General features: G+C 60.2%; 20 protein-coding genes and 5 pseudogenes. 16 read left to right on the top strand and 9 right to left on the bottom strand.

Annotation, left to right across the window (positions count from 1 at the left end):
* Nucleotides 1–266: 266 nt before the first annotated feature.
* The 12 genes and pseudogenes from QF038_RS22375 to QF038_RS20660 all read left to right on the top strand — a co-directional run.
* Nucleotides 267–533: pseudogene (locus tag QF038_RS22375) on the top strand (TetR/AcrR family transcriptional regulator); the annotation flags it as partial.
* 3 nt (nt 534–536) lie between these two features.
* Nucleotides 537–971: a TetR-like C-terminal domain-containing protein gene (locus QF038_RS20710; protein ID WP_307612867.1), complete on the top strand. Its 435-nt coding sequence runs from the start codon at nt 537–539 to the stop codon at nt 969–971.
* Between the two features lie 256 nt (nt 972–1227).
* Nucleotides 1228–1797 (top strand): TetR/AcrR family transcriptional regulator, encoded by a 570-nt coding sequence (locus QF038_RS20705; RefSeq protein ID WP_307612865.1) that lies wholly within the window; start codon nt 1228–1230, stop codon nt 1795–1797.
* 75 nt (nt 1798–1872) lie between these two features.
* On the top strand, nt 1873–2715 hold the full coding sequence (locus QF038_RS20700; RefSeq protein ID WP_307612862.1) for an alpha/beta fold hydrolase: 843 nt from the start codon (nt 1873–1875) through the stop codon (nt 2713–2715).
* A 50-nt stretch (nt 2716–2765) separates the two neighbouring features.
* A complete protein-coding gene (locus QF038_RS20695) occupies nt 2766–3071 on the top strand; it encodes an EthD family reductase (protein ID WP_307612860.1) in 306 nt (101 codons plus the stop codon).
* 80 nt (nt 3072–3151) lie between these two features.
* Nucleotides 3152–3880 carry a hypothetical protein gene (locus QF038_RS20690; protein ID WP_307612858.1) on the top strand — a complete coding sequence of 243 codons (729 nt, stop codon included), beginning with the start codon at nt 3152–3154 and terminating at the stop codon, nt 3878–3880.
* 46 nt (nt 3881–3926) lie between these two features.
* Complete coding sequence (locus QF038_RS20685; protein ID WP_307612856.1) at nt 3927–4601, top strand: VOC family protein; 675 nt, start codon at nt 3927–3929, stop codon at nt 4599–4601.
* The gene (locus QF038_RS20680; protein WP_307612854.1) at nt 4598–6031 is read left to right on the top strand and encodes an NAD(P)/FAD-dependent oxidoreductase; all 1434 of its coding nucleotides are present in this window, start codon (nt 4598–4600) and stop codon (nt 6029–6031) included. The genes QF038_RS20685 and QF038_RS20680 overlap by 4 nt, the downstream gene beginning before the upstream one ends.
* 246 nt (nt 6032–6277) lie before the next feature.
* Entirely contained in the window at nt 6278–6676 is a 399-nt protein-coding gene (locus tag QF038_RS20675) for a DUF3040 domain-containing protein (RefSeq protein WP_307612852.1), read from the top strand.
* Nucleotides 6677–6679: 3 nt separating this feature from the next.
* Nucleotides 6680–7099: a bifunctional 4-hydroxy-2-oxoglutarate aldolase/2-dehydro-3-deoxy-phosphogluconate aldolase gene (locus tag QF038_RS20670; RefSeq protein ID WP_307612850.1), complete on the top strand. Its 420-nt coding sequence runs from the start codon at nt 6680–6682 to the stop codon at nt 7097–7099.
* Nucleotides 7096–8007: pseudogene (locus tag QF038_RS20665) on the top strand (sugar kinase); the annotation flags it as partial. The gene QF038_RS20670 and the pseudogene QF038_RS20665, both read left to right, overlap by 4 nt.
* A 66-nt stretch (nt 8008–8073) precedes the next feature.
* Nucleotides 8074–8607: pseudogene (locus QF038_RS20660) on the top strand (IS30 family transposase); the annotation flags it as partial.
* Between the two features lie 867 nt (nt 8608–9474).
* Here the strand turns inward: QF038_RS20660 and QF038_RS20655 are convergent.
* Nucleotides 9475–10923 (bottom strand): annotated as a pseudogene (locus tag QF038_RS20655) (FAD-binding protein); the annotation flags it as partial.
* 601 nt (nt 10924–11524) lie between these two features.
* On the opposite strand from QF038_RS20655, the gene QF038_RS20650 reads away from it, so the two are divergent.
* Together QF038_RS20650 and QF038_RS20645 are read left to right on the top strand one after the other, a co-directional pair.
* Complete coding sequence (locus QF038_RS20650) at nt 11525–11803, top strand: helix-turn-helix domain-containing protein (protein WP_307612849.1); 279 nt, start codon at nt 11525–11527, stop codon at nt 11801–11803.
* A gap of 217 nt (nt 11804–12020) precedes the next feature.
* Nucleotides 12021–13271, top strand: a complete 1251-nt coding sequence (locus QF038_RS20645) for an IS256 family transposase (RefSeq protein ID WP_307613549.1) — start codon at nt 12021–12023, stop codon at nt 13269–13271.
* 266 nt (nt 13272–13537) lie between these two features.
* On the opposite strand, the gene QF038_RS20640 is transcribed toward QF038_RS20645, so the two are convergent.
* The 7 genes and pseudogenes from QF038_RS20640 to QF038_RS20610 all read right to left on the bottom strand — a co-directional run bounded on the left by QF038_RS20640 (nt 13538) and on the right by QF038_RS20610 (nt 18670).
* The gene (locus QF038_RS20640; RefSeq protein ID WP_307612847.1) at nt 13538–13762 is read right to left on the bottom strand and encodes a hypothetical protein; all 225 of its coding nucleotides are present in this window, start codon (nt 13760–13762) and stop codon (nt 13538–13540) included.
* Nucleotides 13763–13980: 218 nt separating this feature from the next.
* Entirely contained in the window at nt 13981–14364 is a 384-nt protein-coding gene (locus tag QF038_RS20635) for a nuclear transport factor 2 family protein (protein ID WP_307612845.1), read from the bottom strand.
* Nucleotides 14357–15307: an intradiol ring-cleavage dioxygenase gene (locus tag QF038_RS20630; RefSeq protein ID WP_307613548.1), complete on the bottom strand. Its 951-nt coding sequence runs from the start codon at nt 15305–15307 to the stop codon at nt 14357–14359. The genes QF038_RS20635 and QF038_RS20630 overlap by 8 nt, the downstream gene beginning before the upstream one ends.
* Nucleotides 15308–15397: 90 nt before the next feature.
* Nucleotides 15398–16576 (bottom strand): annotated as a pseudogene (locus tag QF038_RS20625) (maleylacetate reductase); the annotation flags it as partial.
* A gap of 45 nt (nt 16577–16621) precedes the next feature.
* Nucleotides 16622–16906 (bottom strand): antibiotic biosynthesis monooxygenase, encoded by a 285-nt coding sequence (locus QF038_RS20620; protein WP_307612842.1) that lies wholly within the window; start codon nt 16904–16906, stop codon nt 16622–16624.
* Nucleotides 16907–16924: 18 nt separating this feature from the next.
* On the bottom strand, nt 16925–17437 hold the full coding sequence (locus tag QF038_RS20615; RefSeq protein ID WP_307612840.1) for a flavin reductase family protein: 513 nt from the start codon (nt 17435–17437) through the stop codon (nt 16925–16927).
* A 3-nt stretch (nt 17438–17440) separates the two neighbouring features.
* The gene (locus tag QF038_RS20610) at nt 17441–18670 is read right to left on the bottom strand and encodes an acyl-CoA dehydrogenase family protein (protein ID WP_307612838.1); all 1230 of its coding nucleotides are present in this window, start codon (nt 18668–18670) and stop codon (nt 17441–17443) included.
* Between the two features lie 248 nt (nt 18671–18918).
* On the opposite strand from QF038_RS20610, the gene QF038_RS20605 reads away from it, so the two are divergent.
* Together QF038_RS20605 and QF038_RS20600 are read left to right on the top strand one after the other, a co-directional pair.
* Complete coding sequence (locus QF038_RS20605; protein ID WP_307612835.1) at nt 18919–19899, top strand: AraC family transcriptional regulator; 981 nt, start codon at nt 18919–18921, stop codon at nt 19897–19899.
* A gap of 1464 nt (nt 19900–21363) precedes the next feature.
* A complete protein-coding gene (locus QF038_RS20600) occupies nt 21364–22587 on the top strand; it encodes an NAD(P)/FAD-dependent oxidoreductase (protein ID WP_307612833.1) in 1224 nt (407 codons plus the stop codon).
* 153 nt (nt 22588–22740) lie between these two features.
* On the opposite strand, the gene sigJ is transcribed toward QF038_RS20600, so the two are convergent.
* Nucleotides 22741–23706, bottom strand: a complete 966-nt coding sequence (gene sigJ / locus QF038_RS20595) for an RNA polymerase sigma factor SigJ (RefSeq protein ID WP_307612832.1) — start codon at nt 23704–23706, stop codon at nt 22741–22743.
* Nucleotides 23707–23784 lie beyond the last annotated feature (78 nt).

Raw genomic sequence — 23784 nt, 5'->3', positions numbered from 1 at the left:
TCGAGAGGGCAGCAGTCGTCCTACGCCCCAGTAAAGACAAGGGCCCGGCAGCTGTGCTATTCCACCGAGCAGGAAAGGAGTCCGAAGGCAGAGGCAGGGGCGACAATGGTTGCTTCAAGCCGCTACCGAATCCCAGGAGTGTGACTGATTGTGGGTGGCCTCGCCCCCTCGCTCCAGCCCATCGTGCGCCGAAGGCACAAGGTGTTTCAATTTCTGTGTACGCTTCACGACTACAAGCGCCAAACGTTTAAGATTTGAGTTTTCTGATGGCCTTATCTGATAGCACGTTCAGCAAGTCAAGACCCGGTTTCCGTGGGGGTCAGCCGGGCATGCATGTGGCACTGCGAAGCAGGGCAGATCCCGCGCATCCCTTGGTCGCTTCACATGAGGCGGAGGTACGTTTGCGTGTTTTGAAGGCAGCGAGCGTCCTGGTCGATCGGCTGGACTATGACGGGGTAACAGTGGATGCTGTGGCAAGGGCGTCTGGGGTTAGTAAGTCGACCTTGTACCGGTATTGGCCATCGCGTCAGTTGCTCGTGCTTGAGGCGTTCACCTTCAAGACGAACCTTCTGACCCACGTGCAGGATACGGGGGATGTCGGGCGTGATTTGCACTCCTACCTGGTCGCGTTGACCTATTGCCTACACGTTGGTGGGGCGGCGTCGACGGTCGCAAATCTATTAGCCGAGGCGATCCGCAGTGAGGAATTCGCTGTACAGTTCCGGCAGACATTGCTGCGGGAGCGCCGGGAGGGGTTCCTCACGATCCTGCATCAGGGGCAGCGTCGCGGACAAATCCGCGAGGATGTCGATCTTGTTATGGTGACCGATGCCGTCTACGGTGCGATCCACCACCGCTTAGTCGCTACCGGACAGGACATTGATGGGTCCTTCCTGCGGCACCTCACCCGGTTCGCGATCGATGGAACGGCCTCGCCGTCCTACCTGCAGAGTTACCACGCCCGAGAGTGAGCGGCAGGCAGGTTCCAGCCCGCCTGGTGGTGTCGGCCTTCTCCCCGCTGTCGTTTCACCCCTCTGTGGAACAATTGGGGCTATTTCGTCTCAATCCTTGGCCCTGATATAGCCCGGGGCGGGAGTCTGAAACCAGCGCTGAGACATTCACGGAAGGAAGGATTGGAAGCTATGATCACCAAGGTTCCAGGAAGGCTATTGCTTTTCCTAGACGACCGGTCTAATCTGGAACCAGCACCCGAATGAAGGACTAGAGATGAGCACCGGCACCAAGGATCGAATTGCGAGTACCGCACTCGATCTCTTCCACGCCAACGGCTATTCAGCAACCGGCGTACTGGACATCACCCGGGCCGCCGGAGTTCCCAAGGGTTCCTTCTATCACTTTTTTGAAAGCAAGGAAGCCCTTGCCGTTGAAACCGTGAAACTTTACGAAGCAACCGTCAAATATGAACTGCTCGATAATGCCGACACATCTCCCCTGGGAAGAATCCGGGCGCATCTGTCCTACATCACGAAGATGGCAGAAGCGGAGAACTTCCAGCGGGGATGTCTGCTGGGTAACTTTTCAAATGAGATGCCATCTCAGAGCGCGGCCGTCACGGCCGTGGTTGAACAGTCCCTCGATCTGTGGACAACGAAGCTCGCCGCCGCCATCGCTGCAGCGCAAGATGAGGGTGAGATCTCCAACCACAGCGAGCCACGGCGGCTTGCCGGCTTCATTATCGCCGGCTTCGAAGGCGCCGTCGCACGATCCAAGCTGACCCGTTCACCGGCGCCGCTCGATGGGTTCCTGGAAACCGTCTACTCCGACGTCTTGACCTAAACCGCTGGCCAACCAGACGACAACTCTTTTATTTTTCTGCAGTAGTCGACCGGTCTACTTTTTGAAGGCTCCTCTATGTCCCAATACACCGCTCCGAACCTCGCTATCGAGGGAAGCAACGCTACGACTTACGCCTACCGCCGGTTCGGCAAAGCCGGAACCACGCCCATTGTCTTTTTCCAGCATTTCCGGGGCAATCTCGACAGCTGGGATCCTGCGCTTGTTGACAGCATCGCCGCCGAACGGGAAGTCATCCTGTTCGACGCCAGCGGCGTGGCACTTTCAACTGGGACTGTACCCACGACCTTCAAGGAGTTCGGGCGCGATGCGCTGACCTTCATAGACGCACTCAGCTTGGACGAGGTGGACCTCTTTGGTTTCTCCATCGGCGGGTTCGTGGCCCAGGAGGTCGCCCTGCAGCGCCCAAACCTTGTCCGCCGCATTATCCTCGCCGGCACCGGTCCTGAAGGAGGACAGGACATGCACGGCTGGGCAGATGAGCCCCGGGCGCATGCCATGAAGGATATCCAGGACGCCGGTGACATCCACTACCTCTTCTTCAACTCCTCGGAGGAGAGCAGAGGCAAGGGTGATGAATTCGTCAGCCGCATCTTCACCCGTATAGAAGGCCGGGACGCGGACGTTTCCCTGGCCGCCCGGGACGCACTGGCCGCCGCCAACATTGAATGGGGCATCCCTGACCCGGCCAAACTGGCCCGCCTGGCCTCGATCACTGCGCCAACGCTGGTGGCCAACGGCGACAAGGACATCATGGTGCCCACTGCCAACTCCTACCTTCTGGCCGGCACCATCCCCAACGCCGAACTCATCATCTACCCGAACGCCAACCACGGGTTCCTCTTTCAATACCCGCACGAATTCGCCGCTGAAGTTCTGGCATTCCTCACAAAAAACTAACGCCTGCTCTTTTCCAACCCAACCCAACCCCACCCACCAAGGACAAAACAATGCAGACAAAAATTACCCTCATCATTGACAACCCGACGGCGCCGGAAAGTTTCGAGCAACACGCATCCGCACTCCTGGCCCTGGCCAAGGACCTGCCGGAACTAGTCCGAATCGAGTCCGCGAAAGTCTGGCCAAAGGAGGACGGCACGCCGACACCCGCGCACCGGACTTTAGACCTCTACTTCGCCGACTACGAATCAGCTTCCCGGGCCGTCGCTACACCTCAAGCCGGAGCGTTCTTCGAAAAACTTTCAACCGCCGGCGGAACCTTCACCGGGCTGTTCTCCCAACTCGACTCTCAGTAAGAGCAAGTCGGCCTCAAAGTCACCCGGGCGTCCCGTTCGGGCGTCCTCCTCCAGCACCACAAGACCGAAAGAAGAAGTTCATGAACGATCTCGTTGATTTTGTCCTGGCCAAGCATGGCACCGCTCAATCATGGGAACGAGCCCGGGGCGTGTCGGCAAAGCTCCGCGTCCACGGCGTCTTCTGGCCCTTCAAAGGCCAGCCCGATCTGCTTGGCGAAGTGGCAGTGACAGCCGACCTCGCCCGACAGCAAATCAGCATCGCACCTTTCGGGCCAGGACGCACCCTGCACTTTGACGCCGCCCAGGATCTGGTCACCATCACCGATGGTGCAGGCACGGTATTGGACAGCCTCGCGGGGCCCCGCGGCAGCATGGCCGGATATCAGGGAGACACCCAGTGGTCACCGGCCCAGATGGGCTACTTCATTTCCTACGCCACCTGGACCTATCTCGCCGAACCGCTGCTCTTCACGCTCCCAGGAGTCGAGACACGCGAAATCGATCCCTGGGACGAAGACGGAGAGACATGGCGCCGGCTCGAGGTGACTTTCCCGGACTCCATCCACAGCCACAGCAAAGTCCAGACGTACTACTTCGACTCAGCAACAGGGCTGCAGCGGCGGATGGACTACGACGTCGAAGTCAACGGCTGGGCCGAAGTGGCCCATTACACCTCAGAGCACAAAGACTTCCAGGGAGTAACCGCTCCCACCCGCCGCCGTGTCCTGCTTCGCGACAAGGACAACAACGGCATCCACAGCTTCGCCGCCATTCTCCTGGACCTCCAGGACCTGCGGCCCACCAACTGACAACCACCTACCGGCACTAAAACAACCACCCACCAAGGAGAACCAAATGTCTATCCCCACCACAGAAATCCTGAAGAACGCCCTGGACCAGGCCGCAACCGACCACGGAATCTACGAAGTCGAAGTACTCGGGGGCGTACACGATGTCGAGTGGCCCACCTGGTATGCGGACCACATGACCCAAACACTTGCCGATGCGGGCTACAGCCTCAACGCGCCGGTCGGAAGCGACCATAAGCAGCCTGCGGCTGCACCAGAAGCAGCTTTGGCAAGCACCGTGGAGTTGAAGCTGGAAGTCCTCGTCCTCCCAGTCTCCGACGTCGACCGGGCAAAGGATTTCTACGAGAAGGCCGGTTTCCGCCTCGACGCCGACTTCAACATCAGCGAGGAGCTTCGCATCATCCAGGTCACCCCTCCCGGTTCGGAAATGTCGATCATCTTCGGCACGGGCGTCACCGAATCAACGCCCGGGTCGGTCCAGAATCTTCACCTGATCGTGACGGACATTATCGCCGCGCAGGCAGAGCTGCACAGCCGCGGGATCGACATCAGCGAAGTCTGGCATGACGCCGACGGGCTCTTCCACAGGCCCGGCGGACGAAACCGGGTCAGCGGCCCCTCCCCCGACAGGGCTGACTACGGCTCCTTCGCTTCCTTCAGTGATCCGGACGGCAACGGCTGGTTCCTTCAGGAAGTCGTCACCAGGGCGCCCGGACGATGAGCGGGCCCAGTTCAGCAGAGTACGACCTGATCATCCTTGGCGGCGGTGCAGTTGGCGAAAACATCGCCGACCGCGCCGTCCAGGGCGGCCTCACCGCCGTCATCGTTGAGAACGAACTCGTCGGTGGAGAGTGCTCCTACTGGGCATGCATGCCCTCCAAAGTCCTGCTGCGTTCCGCCCAGGCACTGCGTGCAGCCCGCCGGCTCCCAGGCGCTGCCGAGGCTGTCACAGGGCAACTTAACGTCGAAGCAGTACTGGCACGCCGGGACTACTACACCAGCAACTGGTCCGACGCTGGACAAGTCCAGTGGCTCAACAGTGCCGGGATCGGCCTGGTCCGAGGGCATGGCCGGATAACAGGCACCAAAAGAGTCACCGTCACCGCGGCAGACGGCTCAACGACTGAGCTAACCGCCCGGCACGCCGTCGCGGTGGCGACAGGCTCAGCCTCGCTCCTGCCCGACATCGAAGGGCTGGCCGAAGCCCGGGCCTGGACCAGCAGGGAAGCGACCAGTATCAAGACCGCACCGGAAAGCCTCGCCATCATCGGCGGAGGCGTAGTCGCCACGGAGATAGCAACAGCTTTCGCCGGATTCGGAACGACAGTGACCCTGATCGCCCGCAGCGGCCTCCTCTCCGCCATGGAACCGTTTGCCGGAGAGCTCGTTGCCACGGCTCTCCGTGAACAAAACGTGACCCTGCTGCTTGACACCAAAACCACCAGCGTCCACCGCACCGCTACCGGCGTCACCATCGAAACCGGTGACGGCAACACTATTGCAGCACAGGAAGTGCTCATCGCGACGGGCCGGACCCCGAATACCTGGGACGTTGGGCTCGACACTGTTGGTCTCATCCCAGGTGACTGGATAGAAACCGATGACACTTTGCGGGTCCCCGGCTTTGACTGGCTGTACGCGGCAGGAGATGTAACAAACCGTGCGCTGCTAACCCACCAAGGCAAGTACCAGGCACGGGCGGCTGGAGACGTCATCGTCGCAAGAGCAAAGGGTGCGGAAGTGATGGACGCCCCCTGGGGACGCCACGTGGCAACAGCGGACCATGCCGCCGTACCACAGGTCACTTTCACCGACCCGGAAATCGCCTCCGTAGGTCTTACCGCCGTTGCCGCGGAAAGGGCCGGTTACGACATTCGGGTGGTCGACTACGAAATCGGGCACGTGGCCGGCGCCGGCTTACACGCCGACGGCTACAAGGGCACGGCCCGCATGGTCGTCGACGAGGACCGAAAGGTCATCCTGGGCATGACCTTCGCAGGCCCGGACGTCAGTGACCTGCTGCAAGCAGCGACCATCGCAGTCGTATCCGAGGTTCCTTTGGACCGGCTCTGGCATGCTGTTCCCGCCTACCCAACGGTGAGCGAGATATGGCTCCGCCTCCTGGAGACCTACGGCCGGCCACAGCAATAGCCGCCACAGCAGTTGCTGCAGTATCTGTAAGCCTTTAGCCCCTCCGGAGCCGGGCCAAGCAGGGAAATCCTCTGCATTTCGGACAACCTGGCCTGGCCGCACATTCCACGAAAAGAACAAGAGAGAAGACCTCATGGCTATCCGCCTTTCAAACAGAACCAGTAGCCGTCTGCTTCTCACCCCGCGCGTCGGCACCTTCGGTAAGGTATCCACAGCGCCGACACAAGAGCCGGGCAGGACCGCCTGATGGCACTCTCTGAACGCGAGCAGCAAATGCTGGAGCAACTTGAGAAGCAATTCAAGGAGGACGATCCTCAGTTTGCCCAAACCATGGAAACTGACCCAGGCCCCTCATCATCTAACCGCAGCGTCGTCGGCGGCGTACTAATGACAGTTGCCGGCTTCGTCCTACTACTCTTCGGCCTCGCACTCCAGAACCCCGCTGCCAATCTCATCATCGGGCTAACAGGCTTTGCCACCATGGTGACCGGGCTCTACTTGGCGACTAAAAGCTTGTCCGCGAAGCAGGCGCCGGGTCTGAAGAAGACAAAGACCACCGGCGGCACGACGGCGACACCGAAGCAAGCATCAAAGGAGACCTTCAGCAACGCCGCGTGGTGGGCCCTGCTGTTCTGGTGGGTTTAAATAGTGCCCATTGATTACCCAAAGGAAATAACGGCTACGGCCGATTCCGTCTGCGCGGCACGTGACGTTCCGGTCTATCCCGGCGGACTCACACCCACCGAGCTGCTGGCTGGATGGAACGCTGGCGCAACAGCGGTAAAAGTCTTTCCCGCCTCCGTCGTCGGACCCGGCTACCTGGCCCAGCTCCGGGGTCCCTTCCCCGATCTCCAAGTGATTCCCAGCGGGGGAGTGGGCATCGGCGAAGCCCCGGCCTGGATCAATGCGGGGGCGCTGGCGGTGAGCATGGGCGGCCCGTTGCTCCAGGACGCCTTCGACGATGGCGACCTGGACGCTCTGGTCCTTCGGGCACAGGCGCTCACGGAAATGGTGGCCGAGGCTCTCGCAAACAGGAGCGCGAAGGCCGCAGCGGGGGAAAGGCCATGAGCAGTATGTCTGATCCTTTACGGCTGGGCCGGAGCGCCTCAGAGGTCGTCACGTTGGGCGAGACGATGGCACTGGTGAAAGCGGACACGCCAGGGCCCCTGGCCCACACTGCGTCGCTTAGCCTCGGCATCGGCGGTGCCGAAAGCAACTTCGCGATTGCACTGCAAAGACTGGGCAGTACCGTGACCTGGGCCGGGCGCGTGGGTGCCGACAGCCTCGGCGACCTTGTCCTGCGGGAACTGCGCGCAGAAGGGATCCACGTCGCCGCAGCACGGGACGACTCCGCCCCCACGGGGCTGATGGTCAAAGAACGCCGCACCATGGACATCCAGAAAATCTGGTACTACCGAACCGGCAGCGCAGGATCCCGGCTCGCTCCCGCAGACGTCCCGGCAGAGGAGATAGCGGCAGCCCGGCTGCTGCACATAACGGGTATCACCCCGGGCCTGTCCTCCTCCGCCGCGGCCGCCATCGACCTCGCCATCAGCTACGCCAGGGCAGCGGGGACGCTTGTCTCCTTTGACCTGAACTACCGCTCCGCCCTCTGGACACGCCAGGATGCCGGTGACTGTTTTCGCCGGATCGCCGCGTCGGCTGACGTCGTCTTCGCTGGCGATGATGAAGCGGCCATCGCCCTCGGAGCAGGCTTACCCAGTGAGCTCGCGTTGCGGATAAGCCACCTGGGTCCCAGCCAGGTCATCATCAAGCGCGGTTCTGAAGGATGCCTTGCCCTGGTCGACGGCATCACATATGAGCAATCTGCTATTCCGATCACACCCGTTGACACCGTTGGTGCCGGCGATGCCTTCGTGGCCGGCTACATCGCCGAACTCCTGCAAGGCCTGGACGTACCCGGCCGGCTGGCAACAGCGGTGAGATCCGGTGCCTTCGCATGCCTCGTGCCAGGTGACTGGGAAGGCATGCCCCGCCGCGCGGAACTTGATCTCCTCGAAGCAAGTGAACCCGTCTCCCGGCGCAAGAGCAGCCCGTACAAAGAGGCGTTCAAAATCAGCGAACGCCCCGCAGAGGTCCAGGACCGGGCCATCCCTGGACATTGGGAAGGGGACCTGATCATCGGCTCGGACGGGACCGCGATCGGCACCCTCGTCGAGCGCTCAACCCGGTTCACCATCCTGCTGCACCTGCCCGGGGACCACACCGCAGAAACCGTCGCCGCGGCGATGATCCGGGAGATGGCCCAACTCCCGGACCACCTGCGCCGCTCCATCACCTGGGACCGCGGGACAGAACTGGCCGGCTACGCGAAAATCCAGACCGCCCTCGAGACCACCCTTTACTTCTGCGACCCGCACTCACCCTGGCAGCGGGGCACCAACGAGAACACCAACCGGCTCCTGCGCTTCTGGTTCGAGAAAGGCTCCGACCTCTCAGTCCACACCCCCGAAGACCTCAACCGGATCGCCGCAAAGCTCAACCGCCGGCCCCGACCCACCCTGAACCTCGATACCCCAGCCAACCGGCTGAACCAGCTGCTGCAAGCGGCATAACCACCCCGCGTTGCTCCCACCACTTGACTTCGCCATGGATCCCACCCTGACAGTCGGACGGAAAGGAAACCGGGGCGGGGTGCCGGAGAATAGCCGCAATAGTTCAACGAATCTGGTCTTGGTGGAATCGGCCTGGGCGGGGGTGGCTCTTTGTCCTCTGTTGACACTGCTCGGGCGCCAGAGAACAAGCCGGAGCTTCCGCCCACAACCCAATCTCTCTTGTCAGAGACGTCTGACGTCAGATTGGGGTGTGTCCTAGCTGGACGAATATCCGTCTGTTAGCCGGATTGCGGACTACTAGGAGGCTTCGCCGTTGATCTGCGCTGTGGGTCAGCTTTCCTCCTCCGGCCCTCAAATCCGTGGCGAGCCAGGAAAATGCCTCAGAAAGGGACGTAAATAGTCTCGCCGTACATCTGGGCCGCACTTTGCTCAGGTAGAAATATGCCGTTGCCCAGTCGACCGGTGAACAAGCGACTATAGCCAGCCGAGTCCCGGGCAACGGTCCTGCCGCGACCGCTTCATGGGCCGGTAGTTCACCGTTCGTAGCCGCATAGCTCAATAAGCGCGGATGGACTGCTTCTGCCCTGATTTCGGTGACGCTTGCCAAAGCGGCAGTGACGTTTTCTTCTGTGACCTCTGGAGCGCGCCACTGCAGGTGAATGACACCACCAGAGACGATGGCATGGTGCTGATTTTCCACGAACTGCTGAGCAGTCATGCCCCTCCAAAGAGCAATCTCACTCACGTGAACTAAACGGAAAAACGAGGGAAGTCCTTGTGTGTCGTTGCAGATTTCGTGTGTTCGCCGCGCAGATTTGCATTGCGGCTGGGACGGGCCTCTGTAAATTGCGGCTAGAGACGTAGAAGTTACTCCACCAGTTTTCCTGCTGTTGACACCTCCTGCATTAGCCGGGCGATCTCATCGGGAACAGGAGGGACGATTTCGCGTTCCAGTGCCCCGGGGGACCAGACGAGGTTCACCTGTAAACTGTCATCTTGCTCGGGGTAGTCGGAGCGGTTGTGGCATCCCCGGGTCGAGACGCTCCAACGCAGCTTCTAACGTGGCGCGCGCGGCGAGCAAAGCAGATTTGAGATCGAACGCGTGAGCTAGGTCTTGGTCGCCGGCAATGTCGGGGTGAACCCCGATATTTTTGGCTCGGTCCTCGATCGCATCCAGCTCCGCCAGACCTGCGAGTAAACCGGATTCTGCGCACGACGCCGGCGTGTTCTGTCATCGTGTCCCGGACGGCGCGCTGGAGTTCCCGCACATTTTCCTTCCCGTGTGAGCGAAGGAGTGAATCTACTTCGGACCTTGCCTCTGATAGTGCAGCATGCGACCGGTATTGCGTTTCCAGCGTGGTCGAATAGGTCGCTGCGGCTTGTCTCACGATCCGCCCGAATACCACCAATTCTATGAGTGAGTTTCCGCCCAGCCTGTTAGCGCCGTGAAGTCCACTTGCTGCTTCCCCGATAGCGTAAAGACCTTCAACGTCTGTTCTATGGTTCTCAGGTCGAACCCATACTCCCCCCATCGAGTAATGTGCAGTCGGAGCAATCTCAATCGGTTCCTTCGTGATTTCCAGCATTTGAAGTTCCAGCATGGTCTGATAGACCCTGGGCAGGCGTTCCATAATGACCTCACGCGGAAGGTGAGACACGTCCAGCCAGACGCCGCCGTTGACCGTACCCCGGCCTTCCTTTATCTCTCCGTGTAGGCAGCTAGGGCAACGCGATCGCGTGTGGAAAGTTCCATCCGTTCGGGGTCGTAGCGCTCCATGAAGCGTTCACCCAGAGCGTTGCGGAGGATTCCACCCTCCCCGCGCGCCGCTTCGGAAACTAGTGTTCCGGCCGCGTTTTCGGGCTCGATGATTCCGGATGGGTGGAATTGGACGAGTTCCGGGTCTCTAATCCGTCCACCGGCTTCGACGGCCAGCCGGAATGAATCACCCGTGTTCTCGTCGCGTCGGGAGGAAGAACGCCGCCATATCCTGTTATGGCCTCCTGCTGCCAGAATGACTGCATCGGCGTAGATGACGTACCGGCTCCCGTTGTCCAGATCAAATCCGTAGGCGCCGAAGATGGCGTTATCTCGGACAAGCAACTTTGTAATGTAGAGGGTGTCCAGGATTGGAACGCGGAGTTGTTCTGCACGTCTGACCAGGGTGCGTTGAATTTCCAGTCCCGTATAGTCTCCGGCGAAAGCGGTACGCCGAAACGTGTGTGCGCCAAAGAAACGCTGCGAGATCGCCCATTTTCTTCACGTGCAAATTTCATCCCGTATCGTTCCAGGTTCGCAATTCCCCGTTCGGACGTTTCCGGCCCGGCCGAGGTCTTTGCAGAAGCAAACAAGTACGGCGCGAACTACGCTCTCCATTATGTTTCACCCAATGGCGCTCCTGTGTTCACATCTATCGGAACCCAGTTGACGGTTGACGGTACCGCTGGTGATTGGGCGGACGTCGATGCTCTCGTTGTGCCGGGAAGTGATGACTTAGTAGGCAAGCCGATCCCGAAGAAGCTTGTAGAGACAGTCCAACAAGGGCTCCCCACGTCCGACGTCTGGTGTCGATTTACACCGGGGCCTTCGTTTTGGCGTCAGCTGGAGTTTTGACCGGTCGCAAGGCCACTACAAACTGGAGGCATGTAGAGGTGTTTTCGCGCTCCTATCCGGCGATTCTCGTATTTAGATCGGCGGGTGTCTCCGCCGGAATTGACCTTGCTCTTGCATTGGTGGAGCAGGACCACGGGGTGGAGGTGGCGCGCGAAGTTGCACGAAACCTCGTGTTGTTCATGCAGCGCCCTGGTGGCCAGCCGCAGTTCTCTGCACCCTTCAAGTCAGGACAACCCGCAGTGCCCCTTGCGGGACGTTATTAATCTTGTTTCGGCGCAGCCTGCCTAGGACCACAGCGTCGACTCGATGGCCTCCATTGCCCCGCTGAGCACGCGGCAGGTTTCAAGACTTTTCGCCTCAGAACTTAGGACGTCGCCCACAAAATTCGTCGAACAGGTCCGTCTGGACCATGCTAAGGCGATGCTGGATGCTGGATGCTGGTCATTGCGGCACTGCCGTGGCCCTGCCTCGGGCTTTGGCAGCACCGAAACGATGCGCCGCAGCTTCCTGGCGCGACTACGTGTGTCACCTAGTGATTACCGTGCACGGTTCTCCACCACCTATGCCCACCTAACCCTCCGCTAATACCGGTCATGCGCACTGCAGGTACTAAGACGTGGCACCCGCGCCATAGACGTTGTTCATGATGATGACGCTGTGAAGCCGCCTCCAAAACCGCTAGGCCTTGCACCTACCCACTCACCCCCGTGGGCGGGACTGTAAGAAAAACGGTGTGTGAGGGTCCGGCCTGATCCGAAAGGAGACGGCCGTGTCAGAGTCCACGACCGAGATGACAGGGGTGATGATCGATCCTGTGACGGGAGAGATCATCGATCAGAAGGAGCTTGCGGAGCAGCTGCTTGCGCAGGCCAAGGAGCAGGGTGTGAGCCTGGTAGGCCCGGGCGGGCTGCTGAACCAGCTGACGAGGAATGTGCTGGAGTCCGCGCTGGAAGCGGAACTGACCGAGCACCTTGGCCACGAGCATGGCCAGACGCCGATCGCAGCCAACATGCGCAACGGCACCAGGTCGAAGACCGTGCTGACTGAGATCGGTCCGGTCGAGATTGAGGTGCCCCGGGATCGGGACGGTTCTTTCGAGCCGGTGATTGTGCCCAAGCGGAAACGGCGTTTGGACGGGATCGACCAGATTGTCCTCTCGCTCTCTGCCCGGGAATTGACCACGGGGGAAATCGCCGCGCATTTCGAGGAGGTCTACGGGGCCAGGGTCTCCAAAGACACCATCAGCCGCATTACGGAGAAAGTTGTTGGCGAACTCGCGGAGTGGTCTTCCCGTCCACTGGATCCGGTCTATCCGGTGCTCTTCGTGGACGCGATCGTGGTCAAGGTCCGTGACGGGCAGGTGCGCAACACTCCGTTCTATGTCGTCATGGGTGTCACCGTGAACGGGGAGCGGGAGATTCCGGGGATCTGGGCCGGTGACGGCGCCGAGGGCGCCCGGTTCTGGCTCCAGGTGTTCTCGGAGCTGAAGAACCGGGGCGTGGAAGACGTATTCATCGCTGTCTGCGATGGGCTCAAGGGTTTGCCGGAGGCGATCACGACCACCTGGGAGCGGACGGTGGTGCAGCAGTGCATCGTGCACCTGATCCGCAACAGCTTCCGCTACGCCGGCCGCCAGCACCGCGACGGGATCGTCAAGGCCCTCAAGCCGGTCTACACGGCCCCGTCCGAGCAGGCCGCGAAGGAGCGGTTCGCCGAGTTCACGGCCGAGTGGGGCCAGCGATATCCGGCAATCGTGCGGCTCTGGGAGTCCTCCTGGGCCGAGTTCGTGCCGTTCCTTGAGTACGACGCGGAGATCCGGCGGGTGATCTGCACGACGAACGCGATCGAGTCGATCAATGCCCGCTACCGGAGGGCCGTGAGGGCCCGCGGGCACTTTCCGAACGAGACCGCGGCCCTGAAATGCCTGTATCTGGTCACCAGATCTCTTGATCCAACCGGCGGCGGTCGGGCACGCTGGGTAATGAGGTGGAAGCCTGCGCTGAACGCGTTCGCGATTACCTTCGCCGGACGGTTCGAACGAACCACTCACTAATGAAAACCGGCCGGACCCACACACCGTTTATCGGACAGTCCCCCGTGGGCGGCTGCATGACGAGAGTCACAGGGACAGGAGTGAGTTCCTGGGCCGGACGGTGACGCTGCTGCCGGATTATTTGAGTCTCGGCCCGCCGATGTCTTCCACTGCAGGCCAGCATTACATAAGGCGATGGAGCTTGCAGCTGCGGCTACGACGACGGGCATTCCGTCTCAAACCACGCCGATCTCGCGGTCCCGGGGGATTTTGAACGCGGTTTTGTGTCAGGTCAGTGCTTGGTCCTGATGCACTCGTGGGTCTATGCGCCAGATTTCGACCCCGTCCTCGGCGTGGATCAGCACCCTGCCCATCCCGCTATGCAGGTATACCCAGAGAATGGTGGCGTCATCATTGATTTCGTCTATCCATCCTGCGTTGACGGTGCGCCCTTCGCGGCGCAGAAGCACCGGTTCGTCCGGCAAAAGGTATTTCCAGCGGTTGATCAGCATGGGGCGCTGTCTGGTCAACGCCGGATTAGCGGGGGCGGCCCAAGGGGCAGCGGGACGATTGGAGTGCATGGTGGTTCTTCTCGGCTCCTCGGCACAGGCAGGACATCGCTCGTAGCCGCGTCAAGGCCGCAAGTAAGATGGAATAGTTCACATGAAGGTCGCGGGACTCCAGCCGAATCTGCGACGGACTTCATCCGACGCACGTGCTGGTTCGGGCTTCAGGCCCTGGCAGTCGGCTGGTAGGCGATGAACTTCCATGCCCCGGCCTCATTCACCCACACGGCAAGAGCGTTGCATTTGATTGCCTTGCGGGACCCGTTGACTCTCAGGTCAGCAGTCATCTGGATCAGGACAAGTGCTGTGTTGCCGATGACCGTGATTTTTTCGCTCTTGTGGTCTATCCGGTGGTAGTGAAGAGCGCCTGTACGGAGCTTATCCATGTACGACTTCAGGGAATCCCGGTCGCCTCCGGTGTGGGTGTACATGAGCCCGGGGTGGCATAGCCCTTCGAAGGTTTCCAGGTCGCCCGTGAGGACCGCACCGTAGCGCTGATCTTCGAGCCTCCGGATGAGCACGTCGGGGCTGGCGCTTACATCAGCCATGGGTTTTCTCCTTAGGGCGTGACAGAGGTGGTTGTTGTGTTTTCATGCCGGGTGCGAGGACGATGTCGAAGCGGGCGCGGGACCATGAGGCGCCACCCAAGTCGCGGCCGTCAGGAGTGGGAGTCCCGGGGGACTGTGTCGCGAAGGTTTTAATAAGGGAGTCCTTGACTCCGAAGACGGAGTCGCCGATTTCGATTTGAGGATCCCCTTCGACGAAGATGTGCGTGACTAAGGTTCGCTGGCCGGGTGCGGAGACCATGAAGTGCAGATGGGAGGCGCGGACAGGGGACCGGTTAGTGGCCTCCAACATTTTGCCCACGGGGCCGTCGTGCGGGATCGGGTAGGGCGTAGGGGTTAGACCCCAGAACCCGTATCTACCTTCCGTGTCGGCGTAGAGGTGCGCCCGGCCAGCCGTTCGCCCGTCGTTGTACTGCACGTCGTAGAAACCGTCTTCGTCAGCTTCCCATACTTCGATGCGGGCACCGGCAAGCGGATTTCCTGCAGTGTCGGTAACAGTTCCCTCCACCCAACAGCTTTGGCCGGCGGCTCCGCCGGAAAGGTCTCCTCCGATGGGGATTTCCGGGGCGTCCTGAGTAAAGAACGGACCGAATACGGTGGCCTCGGTTGCGTTTCCTGACGCGGGATTGTTCACCGCGATGGTCTGCATGGAGGCTCCGAGAACGTCGGACAGCAGGATAAATTCTTGACGCTTGTCATCCGTGATGTGCCCGGCCTTTGTGAGAAATTCGATGGCTTGGCTCCATTCGTCCTCGCTCAGGCGTACTTCACGGATGAAAGCGTGGAGGTGCTTCACCAACGCCTGCATAAGCGTTTTCAACCGCTCATCAGGTGTGTTGTCGAACGAGGCGATGACCGAGTCGGTGAGCTTCTGCTCGATCGCGGCCTGCGTGGTGCTAACACCGTCCGTGGTGGTGTCTGTCATGGTGTCTCCTGGTCGCTGGGAGTAGTGAGGGTGTGGGCTTGTGGCGCCGGTGAGCGCGTCAGTTAGCAGGCCGCGAATGCTGGCTTCGGTGACCGGTCCCGGGTTGGAGGGTGGCGCCGCTGCCAGTATCCGTTGCACTGCCTCAGGAATGTCAGTCTCTTTGAGCCCGTAGTCGGCGAGCCTGACCGGGGCTTCGACTGCTTCCCGCAGAGCATTCAAAGCAGCCAAGGCCGCAGCCGGCCTGTCCTCTCCGTCAGAAACAGGACGTCCGAGGGCGACCGCCAACCTGCCGGACACCTCTGGAACGGCCGGGGCGTTGAGAGCCAGGACGTATTGCAGCACAGTTGCATGGGTTTCAGCGTGAGGAAGGTCGAAGGTTCCCCCGAGGATATGGCAGATCTTGTGATGGAGGCCGGAACTTGCCGAAGCGAAGGACAGGGCGGCCAGATAGCAGCCGTAGAGTGCCTGCTCACGTGAACGCAGGTTGGTCGGATCATTAACGATGCCTGTCAATGCCAGGGCCAGGGCCCTCGCCCCCTCCAGCGCGAGTGCCTGATTGAGGGGGTCGGTCTTTGGCGCCCACAGTGAGTCAATGCAGTGGGCCAAGCCGTTCAACCCGGAAGCGACGGATAATCTCACTGGCAGCGTCTTGGATAGTTCGGCGTCATAAATGACGGTGACCGGAAGAACCCGGTCATCGATGCCGGTGCTTTTCGTGCGACCCTCCGTGATACCCCACATGTTGGTGGCTTCCGACCCGGAATAGGTTGTCGGGACCGCAATGATAGGAACACCCGAGGTGAGTGCCACGGCCTTGGCCAAACCCGTTGATGACCCTCCGCCGATGCACACGATCAGATCGATGCCAGCATGGGTAGCAGCTGCGCGGGCGGACTCAACCTTCTCCCTGGGGACGTGCTGGACGACATCGTCCCACCAGAGCGCGACGTCAACATCGGCCAGGGACGCCTGGGCATAAGGGCGCGCAGATTTCGTCACGATCGCCATGATGCGTTGGCTTCCGAGGCGCTGCGCCTCCTGGGCGATGTGGGTGGCTGCCTTGCCTGCGCCGAAGAGAACGCGCTGGCCAAGGGTCACATGTTCGAATTCCAATGTACTTGCTTTCTGTGGGGCGGTGCCGGCATGTCGGGCAGTAAGGCGTTCAAGAAGAGAAACGCAGGGATTGTCCGTTTTATCGGGTGCTGACAACGGATTATTCGTTGGATGGATATGACTATCTGGACATGCTCGTTTTCCGGCCGGCCACATTTAGGTGCGGTGGCCGGGAGATTACTCGCGGCCACCGCAACGCGTCTATGCGGGGAAATGCACAACCAGGGGGTTCTCCTGGAAGTACCCGGCGACCGCTTCGCCAAAGCTGCGGGCGTTGTTCGTGCCGGGGAACACTTCAAGATGATCCTCGATGCGGCCCCATCCAACTCGGAGCAAATAGGTGTCGGGCAGGTCGATACTGCGGATGAGATCGACGGAGCCACAACCCGGGGCAGATTCCAAATGGTGACGAGCCGACGCGAAGGCGCCTTCAAAAGCGTCGGCTTCGTTGGGATTGATACTGATGTATGCGTGTTCGTAAATCATTCCAACCTTCTCATGTGCTTATCCGCGCTCTCGAAGATCAAGGAACGATCCATTGAAGAAGACCAGCGGCATACCTTCGTGATGGACTTTAAAGCCCTGGACTTCCCCCACCAGCTGAATATGGTCACCGAGTACCAGAGTGCTATATACAGTGCAGTCCAGAGTCACGGACGCATCTGCCAAGGATGGGTTGCCGTGCTCATTCAGGGACCAGTCGACACCGTCAAAGCGGTCCGCTCCCCGCCTGGAGAATGCCCGGCAAAGCTCGCCCTTGTCATGGCCGAGGATGTTGATGGTGAAGCTGGGCGATGATTTCAGCCGTGGCCATGTCGTTGAACTGACATCAACAAAGAAGGTCACCAGGGCCGGGGACAGGGAGACGGAGGTAAAGGAACCCACCGTCATGCCCAAGGGGCCCTCTTCGGACATGGCGGTTACGATCGCGACAGGTGTCGGAACCTGTTTCATCGCGACACGAAATGCCTGGGGGTCCACTGCCTGGCCTGTCTCGAACGTTGCAAGAGCTGTCATTTTCTACACATCCATGGTGAGAGGGTTGTCAGCACCCAGCAGCAGGCGCCCGTATACTTCCTTGCCTACCTCGGGTGTGACGTAGGCATGTCGGCCGGCGATCTCGGCGTCGCGCCAGACGCGATTGAGGACGTTCGCATCCGCGAAAGATCCGGCGCCATTTGCTGTCATCAGGTCGTCGATTCCTTCCTTGACAAGTTCTGCGATGATTCCGGTGTCGTTCCGGATCCTGCCCCGGGTGAGCAGATCGGGCAGGTGCCGGCCCGCGGCCGCCTGGTCGATGTCCAGGCATCCCTGGCGCATGAGGAGTTCGGCGAGGTGGAAGCGGGTCGCTGCCCGGGAAACGCCTAGCTGGTGGGTCGGTGAGTTCTTTGCGGCCGTGTACTGGGTGTAGGCCACCCGCTTCTCGGGCAGTTTGGCCAAGGTCAACTCCAGAGCGTGCCGGGCTAGTCCAATCTGCGCCGCGACAAGAATCAAGGCGGCAACCGGGATGAACGCCATGTTCGAGTTGCGCTCTTCGGCCTTGTGCGGCGTGAGGAAATCGGCCTCCCGCATATTGGCGAAGTGCTGAACACGGTGTTCGGGCACGAAGTGATCCTCGACCACTATGGTGTCGCTGCCGGAGCCGCGCATGCCGGCAACGAACCATGTCGGTCTGATCGTCCAGGCTTCCTTCGGAATGAGAGCCAGCCCACGGGGATCCTCACCCTCAGCGACATCGGGCAGGGCAATTCCCAATGTCGCCCAGTCGGCGGCGAACGATCCGGAGGAGTAAGGCCATTCCCCGCTGACGAGGTATCCGCCCTTAACCCGCTCGGCTTTACTGCCAGGGGTAAAGATTCCGGAGACTTTGGCCTTAGGGTTGGCGCCGAAAACGTCGTCTTGTGCTTCCTGTGAGAACGTGGTCGCAAACCAAGTGCACACGTTCAACAGCGCAACTGCCCAGGCGGTTGATCCATCTCCCCGAGCGACTTCCGCGATGGTTTCCATCGCAGTCCGCAGATTGGCTTCCTGACCCCCGTGGCGGGCCGCGACGAAGAGGCTGAAGAGATCTGCCTCCTCCAAAGCAGCGATGACCTCAGGAGCAACACGGCGGTCGACTGAGGACTGTTCTGCGTACTCGCGGATAAGGGGGACAAGTGAGCTGGCACGGGCCACAATTTCGGTATTCACTTCAGTGTCTTTTGGCGAGGCTGTGAATTGAGTGCCCGCTTCGCTGAGGGTCTGTGTCATAAGAATTTCCTTTTCGAAAGTATGATGTGCATCACCGTGTGAACTACAGTAGGCGCCACGTAAACAGCCAGAAATCCCGTGAGCGAACATAGTTATCCCCGTCGCGCACCACGCTTTCAACAGCCCGGTTGGGAGCTATTTCTTGGACGTCTTCAGTGCTTTCCTTGTAGACAGGAACTAAAGCAATGGCTCGGGGTGTGCCTTCGTGCAGTGATGCGGCTACCCATGCCAGAGAGGGAACGCCAAAGGTGTTGTTTCCATCGGATGATGAGCTCCTGGCCGGCCAGGAGGTGAGCCGCTCGACGGACTTCGACGAGTTCAGCCATGCGCTGAACAGCCATTTCTATCCGGCCAGAGTTCAGCTTAGAGAGCCAAGTGTGTCTGACATGCAGCCAAGGCTCAGCGTCGCCCATCTCAGGTTGTCAACAGTTGGTCTGGTGCATTTTACGGGTCGGGTTTCTGTTGACCCAGGGGATCTAGGCGCTTATCACGTCAACGTACCTCTCCATGGCCGTGTCGTTTCATACTGCGGTCATGAGGAGGTAATCGCCACCCCGCTCAGGGCGGCTGTCTTCACCCCAGGGCGCCGCACATTTCTTCCCGATTGGGACGAGCAATCACCACAGTGGTGCTGGAAAATCGACCGCGTGGCTGTCGAACGTGAGATGGAGGCCCTGCTCGGAAGGTCCCTGCACAGGGGCGTCGATTTCGACCTTCCGTTTGACCTCAGCACCCCGGAAGGCGGCAGATGGTTGGAAGCGATGAAGTTGATGGTCGGCTACGTCAATGACATGGACACATCACCAGCCGCGGCATACCACGTTGAAAACCTCGAACGGACGCTGATAAGCGGGTTGCTCCTCGCGCAGCATCACTCCTACGCCGAGCTGCTGAATGAAAGCGGTGGCGCTTTGCGGCCGCGGACCGTCCGCAAGGTCGTGGATGCCATCGAGGAAGATCCTGCCAGCCCTTACACTTTGGGGGACCTCTCAGTGATTGCAGGCGTTAGCGCCCGCCAACTGCAATACAGCTTCAACAGCCATCTCGGTGTTTCCCCCTTGGTATATCTCCGAAACGCACGCTTGGACCGGGCACGTACCCTCTTGTTAACAAGCAGAATGCCTGTCAGCGAAGTCGCAATGCGGTCGGGATTCAACCACTTGGGGAAGTTCGCCAAATACTACCGGGATCGCTTTGGTGAGGCTCCCTCGGCGACGCGTTCTCGCTGATTGTTGAGAGGAGGCCGTGAACGGCAGGGACTACAGGGGTGGACTATCACTGTATCCGCGCGAGATCGAATAGCTGATTCACCGAGTCAAAGGGATGTTGCCCCCGGAGCACCGTCTGCATCCATCCACCCCTGTAGCGTCTGCAGTTTCTTGCAGTTGGTGTTTGGGTAGTGGAACGTGCCGCTTCCCGCTTGCTCCACCCAAGAGCCCAGCCGACCCTGCTCCATACCGACCGGCACGGCATCACCGCGCTTTTGACTCCAAAGCTCCGCGCTGGCGCAGCCTGTTCCTGAACTCCAGTCACCGAGCCCGGCATCGGATCAAAACCCTGAAAAACACCCGCTTGGGCTAGCTGCACTTCTTGGATTTCGCCGCGAACCGGGCTTGGGCGAACATCGCAGCCCCGCCCTCAACCTCGTGCGCCCGTGAACCGAAATAACGCTCGCCAACCGCCACCTAAAGAAGGCCACCACCAGCCGTCATGCAAAATCGAGGCTAGGCCTCCGCGCTTTTCTCGTCCAGGAAGTACCACCCTGACCACGGTTCGTGCACGAGACCGTTCTGCGGCGTGGATGAAGCTTGGTCCGCAGGCGGGTGGCCCACGACAGTTAGGGGATGCGGTTTCCGGCTCTGGTCGCTGGGGAGGGACAGATTGGGAACCGGCAGCGTGGCAAGTGACTCTAGTTGGGGAACAAAGGGAACAAACTGCCTCATTGGCTATCTCTTCCTTGTAACTGTGTTGGGAACGCCTGAAGGGCTGTGATCTAGGCGACAAATAAACGGTAAGGCCAGGCAGTTATAGGAAAAATCCCAAATACGCACGGTGGTATCAAGATCGCGCAGTTACTAACGCGTCATCAGAATGGCCAGTCGTTGATAAGGAGATGCCATGCCGCACAGGAGCTCGGCGTCCGATTACACCAAGAACAGCGTCCCGACCCTACGCATTCCGGCTCCAGCTGATTCGGCCTTTTTCTGCCTCTTGAAGCAGACAAATCATGCCCTATACCGTCGCATCCCCTTAACAGTCAGCCAAAATCCATGGGCGGATGAGAATGGCCTTGCGGCCAGATCATTCCCTCGGCATCGTAATCTGCCGACCTGTCGATTCCCGAAGAACTCATGCGCAGGAAATTCCTTTGCTATGGAGCACGTTTCGCGAGGCATGACAGTGCCGCCCATCACATTCCCATGTTGTGCATCGTCATAACTGCATGGACAACAATCCGGTTCTGAAAGTAGCCATCCATCCTGGCCGGTGGTTAAGCAGGTGTGATGAGGGCGGACAGGTTGACGGGCACACTCGGCAACATGGTCAACGTCAGGGTCTGGGGTGTACGGGGACATGGCACGTACGCCAGCAGAAGTAGCAGCCTCATCAAATAAGTGAAATCCCGGAAAGGGATGCAACACCCTGCGTCGATGCCGACACGGGCGACAGTAACAAATATGAGAGGTGGATTCGTGGCAAAAGTCTTAATCATCGGAGGTGGCTTTGCAGGCGTTTGGAGTGCGGCAAGTGCAGCCAAATTGCGGCGCGAGTGTGGTGTCAGCGACTCTGACCTGGATATCACTGTGGTCAGCGCTGGCGACGACCTGGTCATCCGCCCCCGCCTGTATGAGTCCGACCCTCACAAGATGCGCATCCCGCTCGACAGCGTGCTGGGACCAATTGGCGTTCAGCGGCTGGCTGCGACCGTGACGGCAATCGATACGGCGGCCAAAGCGGTAACCGCAGTGACTCAGGATGGGCGCAGCTCAGAGCTGTCGTATGACCGGCTGGTGTTGGCATCCGGCAGTCAGGTTGTCCAACCGAAGTTGCCCGGGTCGGAACACATGTTCGACATCGACACCCTGGCCGGGGCATCCCGACTCGACTCGCATCTACACCGGTTGCCGGAACGCTCTGGAAGCGCAGGTCAGTACACGGCAGTAGTTATCGGGGCAGGCTTCACTGGTCTTGAGATTGCCACAGAGCTGACCATGCGATTGCGAGAGATCGCGGGCCCTCATGGGACCCTGCGTGTCGTTCTTGTCGAGCGTGAAGCGGAGGTGGGACCGGAATTGGGTATCAATCCTCGTCCAGCGATCAAGGAGGCGCTGACAGACCTCGGAATTGAGACCCGCCTGCGAGTGAGCCTAGACGCTGTGCGCCGCGGGAGCGTCAGCCTGTCTGACGGAACGGAAATAGCCACAGATACTGTGGTCTGGACCGCGGGAATGGCTGCAAGCCCGCTGACAAAATTTATCCCTGCCGAACGCGATCGGATAGGCAGGCTGCATGTCGACGAATACCTCCGGGTGAAAGGCGTTTCCGACGTCTACGCGGCTGGTGACACGTCTGCCGCTATCGCTACCGAGGGCCGAACCGTGATGCAGAGCTGCCAGCACGCTACGCCTCTCGGTAAATTTGCGGGGCACAATGTTGCTGCGGACCTGCTGGGCAAGCCTTTGGAACCTTTTGCTCCCGATGACTACGTGACTTGTCTGGCGCTGGGGCCGGCCGGGGCGGTTGTCACGTCCGGATGGGAACGCAACGTTTTGATGACCGGCAGCGGCGGCCGGGACCTCAAGACTTTGATCACTAACGAATGGATATATCCACCCGCTAACGACGGCGAAGCCTTGCTGGCTGCCGCTGGTCCGAACGGTGCGTGGCCGGAGTACTCGCCTCTCGCTGTGGGGTAACCCAGAATGTCTGGACACCACCGCTTGTGGCGGCGGTGGTGTTCAGCGCCGCCGTGATGCTGTTCATTTGAGCCTTTGTACATGACCGGCGGTGCTCGGACTTGTATTACGGGAGAACGGCTATTACGGGAGGAACGGCCCGTAGAGAGGCATTCAAAAAGAACCGGGCCGAGTGTTCAGCTTTTCCGGATCCGCGATGATTGCAATAGTCCCGATGAGCCCATCGATGACCTGAAGGTCCGCCACCCAAACGACCCGTTCTGCCCGGCGAACAACGATCCCTGTGTATCCGTTCAAGAGTTCCATCGAGACACGGAAATCGCCTTGCTGGCGCCGTTCACGGTTAAGCACACCTACCAGGTAACGGGCCACCTCGCGCTGTCCTCCGACCGGACGCCGTGCAACTCTGACGGATTTTCCGCCGTCTGCTCTGGAAACGACGTCTGGGTCCAGGGCGGCGGCCAATGATTCCATGTCTCCGTCCGCGCAGGCTCGTGCAAATGCCTCAATTACCTGGTCCCTTGTTGCCCCGTGAACTTCTGCGCGGCGGGATGATCGGACGTTCTTGCGGGCCGAGGTCGCCAGCTGCCTGCAGGCATCCGCGCTTCTCCCGACAATTTCCGCGATTTCAGAGAAGGGAACCTGGAACACGTCGTGAAGTATGAGACTCACGCGCTGCGGGGCCGTGAGTTGTTCCATGGTCACTAGCAGCGCGATGGAAACTGACTCATCCTGGGTGACGACATCGGCTGGATCAGAATAGGGTGAAAGGCGTGACCCTGCCGGCAGGTTCTGATGATTGCTTCCCATTCCTGAGGAAGGTTCCCCCAGCATGGGTTCGGGTAACCATATGCCGTGGTACCTTTCTCGTCGTGCTCTGGCCGATCCCAGCCGGTCAAGGCACACCCTGCTCACTACACGGGTGAGCCACGCGGTCGGCTCTCGGATCAGCTGACGCTCATCCTCAGTAAGCTCCTGCCATCGTGTGAAACCGTCCTGCACGGCATCCTCGGCGTCGTGCACCGACCCGAGAAGGCGGTAGGCAACGCCGAAGAGTTGGCCGTACCCCGTGCTTCCGCGCCTGAAGAGCGATGACGTCTCGTCGGCGTCCTCGTTCACTGAGCGGTCACCTTTCCAGCTGGTCGAGGAAGAGTGCGACAGGAGGCCACCACGAGTCGCTTAGGTGCATTCCCTCTC

This window comes from Pseudarthrobacter sp. W1I19 (assembly GCF_030817835.1).
Taxonomy (GTDB): Bacteria; Actinomycetota; Actinomycetes; order Actinomycetales; family Micrococcaceae; genus Arthrobacter.
Note: the sequence above shows the minus strand (reverse complement) of the source record. Positions and strands in the feature narration are given on the sequence as shown.